At 70.7% G+C, this 14449-nt stretch carries 8 protein-coding genes; 1 reads left to right on the top strand and 7 read right to left on the bottom strand.

Annotated elements, in window-relative coordinates; translation table 11 throughout:
* Window positions 1-157 precede the first annotated feature (157 nt).
* Window positions 158-2362, top strand: a complete 2205-nt coding sequence (locus tag ACT3UL_RS02730) for a heavy metal translocating P-type ATPase (protein ID WP_444576594.1) — start codon at window positions 158-160, stop codon at window positions 2360-2362.
* 105 nt (window positions 2363-2467) lie between these two features.
* Here ACT3UL_RS02730 and pyk read toward each other — a convergent pair whose 3' ends face one another.
* The 7 genes from pyk to trpC all read right to left on the bottom strand — a co-directional run bounded on the left by pyk (window position 2468) and on the right by trpC (window position 14438).
* Entirely contained in the window at window positions 2468-3937 is a 1470-nt protein-coding gene (pyk, locus tag ACT3UL_RS02725; protein WP_444576593.1) for a pyruvate kinase, read from the bottom strand.
* A 100-nt stretch (window positions 3938-4037) separates the two neighbouring features.
* Window positions 4038-5516 carry a glutamate synthase subunit beta gene (locus ACT3UL_RS02720; protein ID WP_444576592.1) on the bottom strand — a complete coding sequence of 493 codons (1479 nt, stop codon included), beginning with the start codon at window positions 5514-5516 and terminating at the stop codon, window positions 4038-4040.
* Window positions 5509-10227, bottom strand: coding sequence for a glutamate synthase large subunit (gene gltB / locus ACT3UL_RS02715; protein WP_444576591.1), 4719 nt, complete (start codon window positions 10225-10227; stop codon window positions 5509-5511). The genes ACT3UL_RS02720 and gltB overlap by 8 nt, the downstream gene beginning before the upstream one ends.
* Window positions 10228-10344: 117 nt before the next feature.
* Window positions 10345-11274, bottom strand: a complete 930-nt coding sequence (gene lgt / locus ACT3UL_RS02710) for a prolipoprotein diacylglyceryl transferase (RefSeq protein ID WP_444576590.1) — start codon at window positions 11272-11274, stop codon at window positions 10345-10347.
* 163 nt (window positions 11275-11437) lie between these two features.
* Complete coding sequence (gene trpA, locus ACT3UL_RS02705) at window positions 11438-12277, bottom strand: tryptophan synthase subunit alpha (RefSeq protein WP_444576589.1); 840 nt, start codon at window positions 12275-12277, stop codon at window positions 11438-11440.
* Window positions 12274-13608, bottom strand: coding sequence for a tryptophan synthase subunit beta (gene trpB, locus ACT3UL_RS02700; RefSeq protein WP_444576588.1), 1335 nt, complete (start codon window positions 13606-13608; stop codon window positions 12274-12276). Before trpB ends, trpA begins: the two co-directional genes overlap by 4 nt.
* The gene (gene trpC / locus ACT3UL_RS02695; protein WP_444576587.1) at window positions 13605-14438 is read right to left on the bottom strand and encodes an indole-3-glycerol phosphate synthase TrpC; all 834 of its coding nucleotides are present in this window, start codon (window positions 14436-14438) and stop codon (window positions 13605-13607) included. Before trpC ends, trpB begins: the two co-directional genes overlap by 4 nt.
* Between the last annotated feature and the right edge of the window lie 11 nt (window positions 14439-14449).

Below are 14449 nucleotides of genomic sequence, written 5' to 3'. Positions count from 1 at the left end.
CTCTCGCGGAGGATCTGGAGCAGATCTTGAGGTTCCCCTCGAGCTTCCTCGACGAGCACGCCCTGTCGATCGGTGAGCGGCTGGACGAACGACGTGCACGCGCACAGCGGAAGATCAGCCCTGGAAATATACCCCCCATGGGTATACGGTGTCGACTATGAACGCTGATCACGATCTCCACCGCCACGCCGACGGAGAAGCTGACAAGCAGCACCCGCGTCCTTCCGCCGGGTCTGTGCCCACGCACGCCGATGCCGCTGAGCACGACGCCGCTCAGGCGCCTCTCGACCACGGATCGCATGGATCGCACGCCGATCATTCGGAGCACGAGGAGCATTCGGAGCCCGAGGAGCATTCGGGACATGGCGGCCACGCCGGCCATGGTGACCACGTCGCACAGTTCCGGCGGCTGTTCTGGATCAACCTGATCATCGCGGTTCCGGTCGTCATCTTCTCCCCGATGTTCGCGATGCTGCTCGGGTACGGCGTTCCTGATCTTCCTGGCGCGATGCTGATCGCCCCGGTCCTCGGGACCGTCATGTACATCTGGGGCGGGCGCCCGTTCCTCACCGGGGCGGTCTCGGAGATCCGTTCCCGCCAGCCCGGGATGATGCTTCTGATCGGGCTCGCGATCACGGTCGCATTCATCTCCTCCTGGGGCGCCACCCTCGGATTCCTCGATCACCAGCTGGAGTTCTGGTGGGAGCTCGCCCTGCTGGTCGTGATCATGCTGCTGGGGCACTGGGTCGAGATGCGTTCCCTCGCCCAGACGACGTCCGCGCTCGACTCCCTGGCCGCACTGCTCCCGGACATGGCCGAGCGGATCGATGGGGAGGAGATCGTGAGCGTCTCCCCTGCCGAGCTGCAGCGCGGGAACCTGGTTCTCGTGCGGCCCGGGGCGAGCGTCCCGGCCGACGGCACGATCCGTGAGGGCCGTGCCGATATGGACGAGTCCATGGTCACCGGCGAATCCCGTCCCATGACGCGATCGACCGGAGATTCTGTCGTGGCAGGCACCGTCGCCACCGACTCCAGCCTCCGAATCGAGGTCACCGCCACGGGCGATGAGACCGCCCTCGCCGGTATCCAGCGCCTGGTGACCGATGCGCAGAACTCCTCCTCCCGGGCCCAGCGCATCGCCGACAAGGCGTCGGCGTGGCTGTTCTGGTTCGCCCTCGGAGCCGCCGTGATCACCGCGATCACGTGGTCCTTGCTCGGGATGCCCGACGAGGCCGTGGTCCGCACGGTGACCGTCCTGGTCATCGCCTGCCCCCATGCGCTGGGGCTCGCGATCCCGCTGGTCGTCTCGATCGCGACGGAGCGGGCCGCCCGCGGCGGCGTCCTGGTGAAGGACCGCCTGGCGCTGGAAGCGATGCGCACCGTCGACGCCGTCCTGTTCGACAAGACCGGCACCCTGACCAGGGGCGAGCCCGTCCTCGCCGAGATCGTCGGCCGGGGCGCGGAGGAGTCCGAGGTGCTGGCTCTCGCAGCCGCCGCCGAGGCGGAGAGCGAGCACCCGCTCGCCCGTGCGATCGTGGCCAGGGCTCAGTCGGACCAGGTCCGGATTCTCGCGGGCTCCGATCTCGGCTCCACCCCAGGGCTCGGAGTGAGCGCCCATGTCGACGGGCACGAGATCCGCGTCGGCGGTCCCCGCCTGCTCGAGGAGACCGGCACGAGCGAGATCCCCGAGGCAGAGGCCTGGCGCCAGCAGGGCGCGATCATCCTCCACGTCCTCCGCGACGGCGAGGTGATCGGCGGCCTCACCCTCCACGACGAGATCCGCCCGGAGTCTCGCGAGGCGATCGATGCGCTGCACGCCCTGGATGTCGAGGTCATCATGATCACCGGTGACGCGGAGCCGGTCGCGAACAGCGTCGGCCGCGAACTCGGCATCGACCGCGTCATCGCGGGGGTGCGCCCCGAGGACAAGTCCTCGACGGTGGCTCAGCTCCAGGAAGAGGGCAAGAAGGTCGCGATGGTCGGTGACGGCGTCAACGACGCCCCCGGCCTGGCACAGGCCGACGTCGGCATCGCCATCGGTGCGGGCACCGATGTCGCCATCGCGTCCGCGGGGGTCGTGCTCGCGAGCTCTGATCCGCGCTCGGTCCTCTCCGTCATCGAGCTCTCCCGCGCCGCGTACCGGAAGATGACGCAGAACCTCTGGTGGGCTGCCGGATACAACCTGCTGTCCGTGCCGCTCGCGGCGGGGATCCTCGCCCCCATCGGGTTCGTCCTGCCGATGTCCGTCGGGGCGATCCTCATGTCCCTGTCCACCGTGGTCGTCGCCGTGAACGCCCAGCTCCTGCGACGCCTCGACCTGCGCCCCGAGGCGAGCGTCGCCGCAGTCAGGGCGCGCCGATGACCCACCCACCTCACAGCGGACCGCTCATCAGCGCGCAGCGCCTGCCCATGAGAACGGCGCCCCTCGGCCGACAGGCCGAGGGGCGCCGTTCTCAGGCGGTGCGTCTCAGTTCTCGGGACCGGCCGCGATGCGGTCGGCCTCGATCCGAGCGGACTCGGTGCCGTCGAGGTCACCGATGCGGTGCACGCGCAGCGTGTTGGTCGAGCCGTGGACTCCGGGAGGGGAACCGGCGGCGATCACGACGAGGTCGTTCTTCTGCAGGCCCTTGCTCTCGCGGAGCATCGCGTCGGCCTCGGCGACCATCTGATCGGAGTCCTTCTGCATGGGCACCAGGTGCGCCTCGATGCCCCAGGTCAGCGACAGCTGGCGGGCGACCTCGGGGTACGGGGTCATCGCCAGCAGGGGGATCGTCGGGCGCAGACGGGAGAGCCGACGCGCGGTGTCGCCGGACTCGGTGAAGGTCACCAGGTACTGCGCGGAGAGCTGATCGCCGATCTCAGCGGCCGCACGGGTGATCGCACCGCCGCGGGTGTGGGGGATGGTGCCCAGCGGGAGGATGCGGTCGGCGCCGTTCTCCTCGGTGTTGATGATGATGCGGGCCATCGTGCGGACAGCCTCGAAGGGATAGGCGCCCACGCTGGTCTCGCCGGAGAGCATGACCGCATCGGCGCCGTCGAGGATCGCGTTGGCGCAGTCGGAGGCCTCGGCGCGGGTGGGGCGCGGGCTGGTGATCATCGACTCGAGGACCTGGGTGGCCACGATGACCGGCTTCGCGTTGCGGCGGGCGAGCTCGATGGCGCGCTTCTGCACCAGCGGGACCTGCTCCAGGGGCAGCTCGACGCCGAGGTCGCCACGGGCGACCATGATGCCGTCGAAGGCGCCGACGATGGAGCGCAGGGCACGCACGGCCTGCGGCTTCTCGATCTTGGCGATGACGGGGACCCGGCGGCCCTCCTCCTGCATGATGCGCAGCACGTCGTCCATGTCATGGGCGTCGCGCACGAAGGACAGGGCGATGACGTCGGCCCCGAGCTTCAGGCCCCAGCGGAGATCGGCGATGTCCTTCTCGCTCATCGCGGGGATGGAGACCGCGACGCCGGGGAGGTTGATGCCCTTGTTGTTCGAGACCGGTCCGGGGACCTCGACGACCGTGGTCACGTCCGTCGCGGTGACGTCGGTGACGCGCACGGACACCTTGCCGTCGTCGATCAGCAGGGAGTCGCCGGGGCGGCAGTCGCCGGGGAGGCCCTTGAACGTGGTGGAGACGCGCTCCTTGGTGCCGACGATGTCGTCCGTCGTGATGACGAAGGTGTCGCCGACCTCGAGCTGGTGCGGGCCGCTCTCGAACTTGCCGAGGCGGATCTTCGGGCCCTGGAGATCGACGAGGACGGCGACGTTGCGCCCGAGGTCCTCGGCGGCCTTGCGGATGTTCGCGTAGACCTGCTCGTGATCGTCGTAGGAGCCGTGGCTGAGGTTCATCCTCGCCACGTTCATCCCGGATTCGATCAGGGTCCGGATCTGGTCGTAGGTGTTGGTCGCCGGACCGAGTGTGCAGACGATCTTCGCTTTGCGCATGTCAACCCATCAGTAGTTCGAATAAGGGCCGCGGCCCTCCGGCGGGCATCACGAAGTGCTCGCCGTACTGGCCGCAGCGTCGCGTGGTCCCCCTAGTGTTTCACACCGTGACGGACTTCTCTCCGGGGCTCACCGGCGCGGGCAGGGAGGACGTGCCCATCAGGGCCCGATCGACCGCCGCCGCGCAGGCTCGCCCTTCGGCGATCGCCCAGACGATCAGGCTCTGACCTCGGGCGCAGTCCCCCGCGGTGTAGACGTTCGGTGCCGTCGTGGCCCAGTCGGCATCGTGCACGATGGTTCCCCGCGCGGTCATGTCCACCCCGAGGGAGGATAGCAGTCCGTCCTCCTCGGTCCCGGTGAATCCCAGTGCCAGGAGCACGAGGGTCGCCGGCAGCACGGTCCCGGTGCCCGGGGTCGGGACCCGCTTCCCGTCGCGGAACTGCGTCCGAGCCACCTGCAGACCCGTCACAGCGCCCTCCTCGTCGACCTCGAAACCGGTCGTCGAGGCGAGGTACGAGCGATCCCCGCCCTCCTCATGAGCGGCGGACACCTCGAACAGCACCGGATGGGTGGGCCACGGCTGGTCCTCGTTGCGCTCGGCCGGCGGCTGGGTGCCGATCGCGAGGGTCGTGACCGACCGCGCTCCCTGGCGCAGCGCCGTGCCCAGGCAGTCGGCACCGGTATCGCCGCCGCCGATGATCACGACGTCCTTGCCCTCGGCGGAGATGCCGTCCTCCACCCAGTCCCCCTCGACCAGGCGGTTGGCCTGGGTCAGGTACTCCATGGCGGGGTGGATGCCGCTCGCCTCACGACCGGGGACGGCGAGCTCCCGGGGCGTGCCCGCGCCGGTCGCGAGGACGACCGCGTCGAAGCGTGACCGCAGGGCGTCGACGGACAGCGCGCCCGTCCCCGTGCCGCCGACGTCGACGCCCGTGCGGAACCGCGTGCCCTCGGCGCGCATCTGCTGCAGCCGACGGTCCACATGGCGCTTCTCGAGCTTGAACTCCGGGATCCCGTAGCGCAGGAGCCCGCCCAGGCGATCGTCCCGCTCGAGCACGACCACGGAGTGGCCCGCCCGGGTGAGCTGCTGGGCCGCGGCCAGCCCAGCCGGGCCCGAGCCCACGACGGCGACGGCGCGACCCGTCTGCCGAGCAGCCTCGACGGGCTCGACCCACCCCTCCTCGAAGGCTCGGTCGATGATCGAGACCTCGATGTTCTTGATCGTCACCGGCGGCTGGTTGATGCCCAGCACGCAGCTCGACTCGCACGGTGCCGGGCAGGCACGGCCGGTGAACTCCGGGAAGTTGTTGGTCGCGTGGAGCCTCTCGGCCGCCTCCTGCCAGTCATCGCGATAGACGAGGTCGTTCCATTCGGGGATCAGGTTCCCCAGCGGGCAGCCCTGGTGACAGAACGGGATGCCGCAGTTCATGCAACGGCCCGCCTGGCGGGACACGACGTTCAGCGTGCCCTTCTCGCGGGCCTCGTACACCTCCCGCCAGTCCATCAGCCGCACCGGCACGGGACGTCGGGCCGGCAGCTCCCGATCTCGGTTCCGCAGGAATCCGCGAGGATCAGCCATGAGTGCTCTCCATGATCTCGTTCCAGACATCGTTCGAATCGGGGTCGATCCCCTGGGCCAGGGCGTCCTCGCGGAGCCCGGTGATGCGGAGGAAGGCGCGGGGCGCGATCTCCGTGAGCCGGCCGAGGAGCTCCTCGGGGTCGGCGAGCAGTGCGGCGGCCCGGTCGGACCCGGTGCGCCGGGCATGCTCGGCGATCGCGTCGAGCACGAAGGACCGGTGGTCCTCGCGCACCGCGGTGATCTCGAAGGTGGTGGCGTCCTGGGCGTTCAGCGCCGCCGGGTCGAGGTCGAGGATGAACAGGGTGCCCCCGCTCATCCCCGCGCCGAGGTTGCGTCCCGTCGGGCCCAGCACGATCACGGCGCCGCCGGTCATGTACTCCGCCCCGTGGTCGCCGATCCCCTCGACGACGAGCGTCGCCCCGGAGTTGCGCACCCCGAAGCGCTCCCCCGCCGCGCCGGCGAGCAGGAGCCGGCCGCTGGTGGCGCCGTAGGCACAGGTGTTGCCGGCGATCACGGCCGAGGTGAGCGACGGCTCCGTGGCGGCGCCGTGCCCCACGGCGATCACGCCGCCGGAGAGCCCCTTGCCCACGTAGTCGTTGACGTCCCCGGTCAAGTGCATGCTGATCCCGCGGGGCAGGAACGCCCCGAAGGACTGCCCTCCGGTCCCCTCGAGGTCCAGCACGATCGAGTCGTCGGCCAGGCCGTCTCCCCCGGTCCGGCGGGTGACCTCGTGCCCCAGCAGGGTGCCGGTGCTGCGCTGGACGTTGCGGATCGTGTCGGCGATCCGCACCGAGGAGGCCTGCCCGTCGATGACAGCCGCGGCCCGGGAGATCCACGGGTGATCCGCGGCGCGCTCGAGCTGATGGTCCTGTCCGCGGCGGCGCCGCGGATGGTCGCCCGGATGGATGGTGGGCGGCGCGAGGATCGCTCCCAGGTCGAGCCCTTCCCGCTTGGCCGCGCCGAGGGCCGACCCGCTGCGGGCGTCCTCGCGCAGTGCCAGGAGGTCGCTGCGCCCGACCGCCTCGTCCAGGCTGCGCAGGCCGAGGGCCGCGAGGTGCTCGCGCACCTGCTGGGCGACGAACTGGAAGAAGGTCACCACGTGCTCCGCGCGGCCGGTGAACCGTGAGCGCAGCTCGGGGTTCTGGGTGGCCACGCCCACCGGGCAGGTGTCGAGGTGGCACACCCGCATCATGACGCAGCCGGAGACGACCAGCGGTGCGGAGGCGAAGCCGTACTCCTCCGCCCCCAGCAGCGCGGCGATCACCACGTCCCGTCCCGTCTTCATCTGGCCGTCTACCTGCACGGTGATGCGATCGCGCAGACCGTTGAGGAGCAGGGTCTGCTGGGTCTCCGCCAGGCCGAGCTCCCAGGGGGTGCCGGCGTGCTTGAGCGAGTTCAGCGGGCTCGCCCCGGTCCCGCCGTCGTGCCCGGAGATGAGCACCACGTCGGCATGGGACTTGGAGACTCCTGTCGCGACCGTGCCGACCCCGAACCGCGACACCAGCTTCACGTGCACGCGGGCCGCCGGGTTCGCCGACTTCGCATCATGGATCAGCTGGGCGAGGTCCTCGATCGAGTAGATGTCGTGGTGCGGCGGCGGCGAGATCAGGCCGATGCCCGGGGTCGAGTGGCGGGTGCGCGCGATCCACGGATACACCTTCTCCGGGGGCAGCTGCCCGCCCTCGCCCGGCTTCGCCCCCTGGGCGATCTTGATCTGGATGTCCCGGGCGAAGGTCAGGTACTCGCTGGTGACCCCGAAGCGGCCCGACGCGATCTGCTTGATCGCGCTGCGTCGTTCCGGATCGCGCAGGCGCTCGGGATCCTCCCCGCCCTCCCCGCTGTTGGACATGCCGCCCAGGCGGTTCATCGCGATCGCGAGGGTCTCGTGCGCCTCCTGCGAGATCGAGCCGTAGCTCATGGCCCCGGTCATGAAGCGGCGCGTGATGGTCTCGACCGGTTCGACCTCGTCGATCGGCACCGGGTCGAGCTCCCCCGTGCGCAGGCGCAGCAGTCCGCGGATCGTCATCAGTCGCTCGTGCTGGTCATCGACCTCGTCGGTGTACCTCCGGAACTCCTCGAACTGCCGGTGCTTCGTGGAGTGCTGCAGGCGGAACACGGCCTCGGGGGTGAACAGGTGCGGCTCCCCCTCCCGACGCCACTGGTACTCGCCGCCGACCGGGAGGTTGCGGTGGGCGGGGTGCTGCCCGTCGACCGGGTACGCCAGGGCGTGCCGAGCCGCGTTCTCCTGCGCGATGACGTCCAGGGTGATGCCGCCGATGCGGCTGATCGTGCCCGGGAACCACGTCTCGACGAGATCCTGCGCGAGGCCCACGGCCTCGAAGATCTGGGCGCCGCGATAGGAGGCGACCGTGGCGATGCCCATCTTCGACATGATCTTCAGGACACCCTTGCCGAGCGCCTTGTTGAGGTTGCGGACGGCCTGCTCGGGGGTGATGTCGCTGAGCACCCCGCGGCGCACGAGCTCCTCGACGCTTTCCATCGCGAGATAGGGGTTGATCGCGCTCGCCCCGTAGCCGATCAGCAGGGCGGCGTGGTGGACCTCCCGCACGTCGCCGGCCTCGACGACCAGCGCGGCCGCGGTGCGGCGACCGGTGCGCACGAGGTGGTGCTGCACGGCGCTCGTCAGGAGCAGCGACGGGATCGGCGCGAGCGTCTGGTTGGCGTCGCGGTCCGAGAGCACCAGGAAGGTGGCGCCGTCGTCGATCGCCGCGACCGCCTCCTCGCAGATCTCCTGCAGGCGGCGCTCGAGCGCAGCAGTGCCCCCGCTGACCGGGTAGAGGCCGCGCAGGCGCACGGTGTGGAAATCCGCCGTGGCAGGGTTCGCGTCGACCGCGATGATCTTCGCGAGCTCGTCGTTGTCCAGGATCGGGAAGTCCAGCCCGAGCTGGCGGGCGTGCTGCGGGGTGGCGTCGAGCAGGTTGCGCGACTGGCCGATGGCCACGCCCAGCGAGGTCACGATCTCCTCGCGCAGGGAGTCCAGCGGAGGGTTGGTCACCTGCGCGAACATCTGGGTGAAGTAGTCGAACAGCAGCCGGGGCCGCTCCGAGAGCACCGCGATCGGGGTGTCGGTGCCCATCGCTCCGAGCGGTTCGGCCCCCTTGGCGGCCATCGGGGCGAGCAGGATCCGCAGCTCCTCCTCGGTATAGCCGAAGGTCTGCTGGCGCCGCACCACGGAGGACCGCGAGTGGATGATGTGCTCGCGGGAGGGGAGATCAGCCAGCTGCACCTTCTGCTCGCGCACCCAGATGCCGTACGGGTGCTCGGTGGCGATGGCGTGCTTGAGCTGATCGCTCGGGACGATCTCCCCCGCGGCGAGGTCCACCAGGAAGATCTCGCCCGGGGCCACGCGCCCCGTGCGCACCAGGGAGCTGCGCGGGACATCGACCAGCCCGGTCTCGGAGCCGAGGATCACCAGGTCGTCGTCCGTGATCCAGTAGCGCAGCGGGCGCAGTCCGTTGCGGTCCAGTCGCGCGCCGACCTGGGTGCCGTCGGTGAACACCACCGAAGCGGGTCCGTCCCAGGGCTCCTGGAGCGCCGCATGGAACTCGTAGAAGGCCCGCAGATCGGGGTCCATCGTGGCGTCGTTCTCCCAGGGCTCCGGGATGAGCATCATGAGGGCGTGCGGGAGGGATCGCCCCGCGAGGTGGAGCAGCTCGAGAGCTTCGTCCAGACCGGCGGAGTCGGACGCTCCGGGGGTGTTGATCGGCAGCAGCCGCTCGAAGTCCGCCCCGAAGGCGTCGGTGCGCATGCTGCCCTCGGCGGCCCGCAGGCGGTTGCGGTTGCCGATGACGGTGTTGATCTCGCCGTTGTGGGCGAGCGCCCGGAAGGGATGGGCGAGCGGCCAGGCCGGGAAGGTGTTCGTCGAGAACCTCGAATGCACGATCGCGAGCTCGGAGGTGAAGCGGGGATCGCGCAGATCCGGGTAGAACTCGTCGAGCTGCACCGGGGTGAGCATGCCCTTGTAGACCATCACCCGCGTGGACAGCGAGGGGAAGTAGGCCCCCGTGGTGTGCTCGACGCGGCGGCGCACGGCAAAGGCCGCCCGCTCCAGCTCGAGGCCGGTGAGCGCTCCGGCCGCATCGGGGGCATCAGCTGCGCCGGCAGGTGCCCCGGCAACGGCGTCGGAACCGGCGTCGGCGGCGGCGTCGGCGAGGAAGACCTGCACGAAGTCGGGGCGGACCGCCTCCGCGGAGGGGCCGACGAGACCGTCCGTGATGGGCACCTCGCGCAGGCCGAGCAGCTGCAGGCCCTCGTCCGCGCTGATCGTCCGAAGAGCCTCCAGCGCCTCTGCTCTGCCGGCCGGATCACGGGGCAGGAAGGCGGTTCCGGCCGCGTAGGCGCCGAGGGGCGGCAGCTCGAACCCGACGACCTCGCGGAGGAAGGCATCGGGCAGCTGCACCATGATGCCGGTGCCGTCGCCGGTGTCCTCCTCGGCGCCGACCGCACCGCGGTGCTCGAGGTTGCGCAGCGCCGTGAGCGCGTGCTCGACGATGTCGTGCCCGGGGCGACCGCGCAGGGTGGCGATCATCGCGACACCGCAGGAGTCGGCCTCGCTGTCGGGGTGGTAGAGGCCCTGGGGGGCGGGGAAGTCGGAGAACCGCGTGGACCGGACGGAGTGCGCCGTGCCTCGATCGTCGGTGCGGTGCGTGGAGCCGGTGGGCGGAACAGAATCAGAATCGAGAGGTCGCATGGGAGCGAAGCCCTTCCAGATGGGCGGCCGGTGACGGGGGCGTCGGATATCGACGACTGCCCGGTCGCGGGCCCTGGATCCACCTGGCGATCTGCATCGCGCGGGGTCGTGTGGGGCCTACGGTCCGGGTGAGGGTTCCTCACCAGCGGACGGAGGCGTCCCGGACTTCTCGACCTCGTCCTCGTCGGGGCCGTTGCCCGCGGTCTGGGCGGACAGCACGAACGAGCCGTCGGCGGCGACGACCTCTCCCCCACGGCGCTGCTTGCGCCGCGTGAGGACCACGAACACCAGGACGCCGAAGAGCACCATGAGGATGGCGACGAGGGTGTGGATGCGCAGGGGTCCGACCATCAGCACCGGCTCGGTGCGGATCGAGTCGACCAGGGCGCGCCCTGCGGAGTAGATGACGACGTAGGCCCAGAACACGCGTCCCCCGGCCCACTGGAACCGTCGGCTCAGGAGCAGCAGCACGGCGAGGCCGCCGAGCATCCAGATCTGCTCGTAGGCGAACGTGGGGTGGTACGTCCCGGGGGTGCAGCCCCCGATGGTCTGACCGTTCGTCACGCAGGTGACGTCCCAGGCCCACCAGGCGTCCAGCCGGGGTCCGTAGAGCTCCTGGTTGAACCAGTTGCCGAAGCGGCCGAGGATCTGGGCGGCCATGATCGTCGGCCCGATGGTGTCGGCCAGGGCGACGAAGGAGACCTTCTTGATGCGAGCCATGATCCAGACGGCCACGGCTCCGCCGGCCACGCCGCCGTAGATCGCCAGACCGCCCTGCCAGATGTAGAAGACCGCGAGCGGGTCGCCGTCCGGCCCGAAGAAGGGAGCGGGAGAGGTCAGCACGTGCCAGATGCGGGAGCCGACGATCCCGGCGATCACGGCGACGAACACGATGTCGAAGAGATCGTCGCCGTTGCCGCCGCGCCGCTCCCAGCGCTTCGTGGCCCACCACAGGGCCAGCCCGATGCCGGCCAGGATGCAGATCGCGTAGAAGTGCACCGTGAGCGGGCCGAGGGACACCGAGGAGATGGGCGGGCTGGGGATCATGTCCGTGCACTCCTCGCTGTCAGGCCCCGTTCTCTGCGGGCTCGTGGTCGATCGGGGCTGGTGGTCGATCGGTACTGATGGACGATCAGGCCTGGTGGTCGATCAGCGCTGGTGGGCCCTCACGATCGACGCGTCACGTTCGAAGGGTACTGCCCGACGGAGCTCAGCGGCGCGCGCGTTCAACCCCTGAACGCAGGTCGTCGGCCACCGCAGCCAGCGCGGTGCGCGAGGCGGTCGGGTCCCCTTCGTTCTCGAGCAGGGCGCGGACGAAGGCGGAGCCGACGATCACGCCGTCGGCATACGCTCCGACCTGCGCGGCCTGGTCACCGTTGGAGACGCCGAGGCCGACGCAGACGTTCTCGGCGCCCGCCGCGCGCGTGCGTTCGACCAGTCCCTCCGTCGCCGCGGAGACGCTCGCGCGGGTGCCGGTGACGCCCATGGTGCTCGCGGCGTAGACGAAGCCCCGTGTGTGCGAGACCACATGGGCGAGGCGGTCGCGGGGCGAGCTGGGGGCGACCAGGAAGATCCGGTCGACGCCGTGCTCCTCGCTCGCGGCGATCCAGTCGGCGCCCTCGTCGGGGATCAGGTCCGGGGTGATCACCCCGGCGCCGCCTGCTGCCGCGAGATCGCGGGCGAAGGCATCCGGGCCATAGGCGAGGATCGGGTTCCAGTACGACATCACGAGGATCGCGGCTCCGCGCCCGGAGAGCGCCTGAACGGCCTCGATCACGTGCCGGGTCCGGTTGCCGCCGGCCAGGGACGCGGAGGCGGCCTTCTGGATGATCGGGCCGTCCATGACGGGATCCGAGTAGGGCAGGCCCAGCTCGATCATGTCGGCGCCGTGGTCGATGAGCACCTTCGCGGCGTCGATCGACCCGGCGAGGTCCGGGTAGCCGACGGGCAGATAACCGATCAGGGCGGCACGGTTCTCGGCGCGGGCGGCGTCGATCGCCTCCGCCGACCGCAGCCGGTGGGGGTCGGTGGCGATATCGGTGGCGGTCATCGCGTCTCCTTCGGATCGGTGCTGTCGGAGGTGGCGCGGGCCTGTGCTCGCAGTGCGGCCAGATCCCCGGAGGCAGGGCCGTCCCCCACCAGTCCGAACCAGCGCGAGGCGGTGTCCACGTCCTTGTCACCGCGGCCCGAGAGGCTGACCAGGATGACGGCGTCCTCGCCGAGCTCGCGGCCCAGCTCGAGCGCTCCGGCCAGGGCATGGGCGGATTCGATGGCGGGCATGATGCCCTCGGTCATCGACAGCAGGGCGAAGGCCTCCATCGCCGGCCCGTCGTCGATCGCGCGGTACTCGGCGCGGCCGATGTCCGCCAGCCAGGCGTGCTCGGGGCCCACGCTGGGGTAGTCCAGGCCCGCGGAGATCGAGTGCGAGGGGATGGTCTGGCCGTCCTCGTCCTGCATGACGAAGCTGCGGGCCCCGTGGAGGACGCCCGGGGTGCCGCCGCCGATGGTGGCGCTGTGGCGGCCGGTCGCGATCCCGTCGCCGCCGGCCTCGCAGCCGACCAGCCGCACGAGGGGGTCGGTGTCGTCGAGGAAGGCATGGAAGATGCCCATCGCGTTGGAGCCACCTCCCACGCACGCCACGACGGCGTCCGGGAGGCGACCGGCGACCTCGAGGGTCTGCTCCCGCGCCTCCTCGCCGATGATGCGGTGGAAGTCGCGCACCATCACCGGGAACGGGTGGGGGCCGGCGACCGTGCCGAGCAGGTAGTGGGTGGTCTCGACGTTGGCCACCCAGTCGCGGAACGCCTCGTTGATGGCGTCCTTGAGGGTGCGCGAGCCCTGCGTGACTGCGACCACCTCGGCGCCGAGCAGTCGCATCCGGGCGACGTTGAGGGCCTGCCTCTCGGTGTCCTCCTCACCCATGTAGATCGTGCAGTCGAGGCCGAACAGGGCGGCGGCGGTGGCCGTGGCCACGCCGTGCTGCCCGGCTCCGGTCTCGGCGATCAGGCGGGTCTTGCCCATGCGCTTGGTCAGGAGAGCCTGGCCGAGCACGTTGTTGATCTTGTGGCTGCCAGTGTGGTTGAGGTCCTCGCGTTTGAGCAGGATCCGAGCTCCGCCAGCGAGCTGCGAGAAGCGGGGCGCCTCGGACAGCAGGGACGGACGCCCGGTGTACTCGCGGGCCAGTCGCTGCAGCTCCTCGATGAACTCGGGATCCAGCACGGCCTTCTCGTAGGTCTCCCGCAGCTCGTCGAGGGCGGGGACCAGTGCCTCGGGCAGGAAGCGGCCGCCGAAGCCGCCGAAGTACGGGCCGGCCTCGGAGCGCAGCTCTCCCTCCGGTCGGGCGAGATCGGGGATGGTGGGTCGGGAGGCCGAGGTGCTCATGCCTGAGCTCCTTCCGGGACGGTGCGGCCGCGACGGACCACGGAGCGGAACGTGGAGACGGCGTCCCCGGTGTCGCCGGAGGTCACGAGGGCTTCGCCGACCAGGACGGCGTCCGCCCCTGCGGCGGCGTACTCCTGGACGTCGGCGACCGAGACGACGGCGGACTCGCCGATCGCGAGAGGCCCGGCGGGGATGCGCCGCAGCAGGGTGGTGGCCCGGGCGAGGTCCACGTCGAGGGTCTTGAGGTTGCGGGCGTTGACGCCGATGATGTCGGCGCCCAGGGCGAGCGCACGATCCAGCTCGTCGTCGGTGTGCGTCTCGACCAGGGCGCTCATCCCGAGCGCCGTGATCTGCTCGTGCAGCTCCTGGAGCTGGGAGTCCTCGAGTGCGGCGACGATCAGCAGGACGAGGTCGGCGCCGTGGGCGCGTGCCTCGAGCACCTGGTACGGGTCGACCACGAAGTCCTTGCGCAGCACCGGCACGCGGACGCGCTCCCGCACTGCGTCCAGATCTGCCAGGGTGCCTCGGAAGCGACGCTGCTCGGTGAGCACGCTGATCGCGGACGCCCCGTGATCGGCGTAGATCGCCGCGAGGTCGGCGGGGACGGGGATCTCCGCGAGGTCGCCCTTCGAGGGGCTCGCGCGCTTCACCTCCGCGATCAGTCCCATCGTGGTGCCGTCGCCGTGCAGGGCGGCGCGGGCGTCGAGCGCCGGGGCAGCCGCACGGGCCAGGTCCTCGAGCTCGGTCGCAGGGACCTGGCCGCGGCGGGTCTCGAGGTCCTCGCGGACCCCGACGATGATCTCGTCGAGCACGGTTCCGGTGGTGACCACGGATACCTCCT

The sequence above is a fragment of the Brachybacterium sp. 107 genome, from assembly GCF_052379725.1.
Taxonomy (GTDB): Bacteria; Actinomycetota; Actinomycetes; order Actinomycetales; family Dermabacteraceae; genus Brachybacterium.
Note: the sequence above shows the minus strand (reverse complement) of the source record. Positions and strands in the feature narration are given on the sequence as shown.

Bases quoted from the DNA above. Each gene is read 5' to 3' on its own strand.
- pyk (WP_444576593.1), bottom strand. From the start codon at position 3,937: ATGCGCAAAGCGAAGATCGTCTGCACACTCGGTCCGGCGACCAACACC.
- gltB (WP_444576591.1), bottom strand. From the start codon at position 10,227: ATGCGACCTCTCGATTCTGATTCTGTTCCGCCCACCGGCTCCACGCAC.
- ACT3UL_RS02720 (WP_444576592.1), bottom strand. From the start codon at position 5,516: ATGGCTGATCCTCGCGGATTCCTGCGGAACCGAGATCGGGAGCTGCCG.
- lgt (WP_444576590.1), bottom strand. From the start codon at position 11,274: ATGATCCCCAGCCCGCCCATCTCCTCGGTGTCCCTCGGCCCGCTCACG.
- ACT3UL_RS02730 (WP_444576594.1), top strand. From the start codon at position 158: ATGAACGCTGATCACGATCTCCACCGCCACGCCGACGGAGAAGCTGAC.
- trpB (WP_444576588.1), bottom strand. From the start codon at position 13,608: ATGAGCACCTCGGCCTCCCGACCCACCATCCCCGATCTCGCCCGACCG.
- trpA (WP_444576589.1), bottom strand. From the start codon at position 12,277: ATGACCGCCACCGATATCGCCACCGACCCCCACCGGCTGCGGTCGGCG.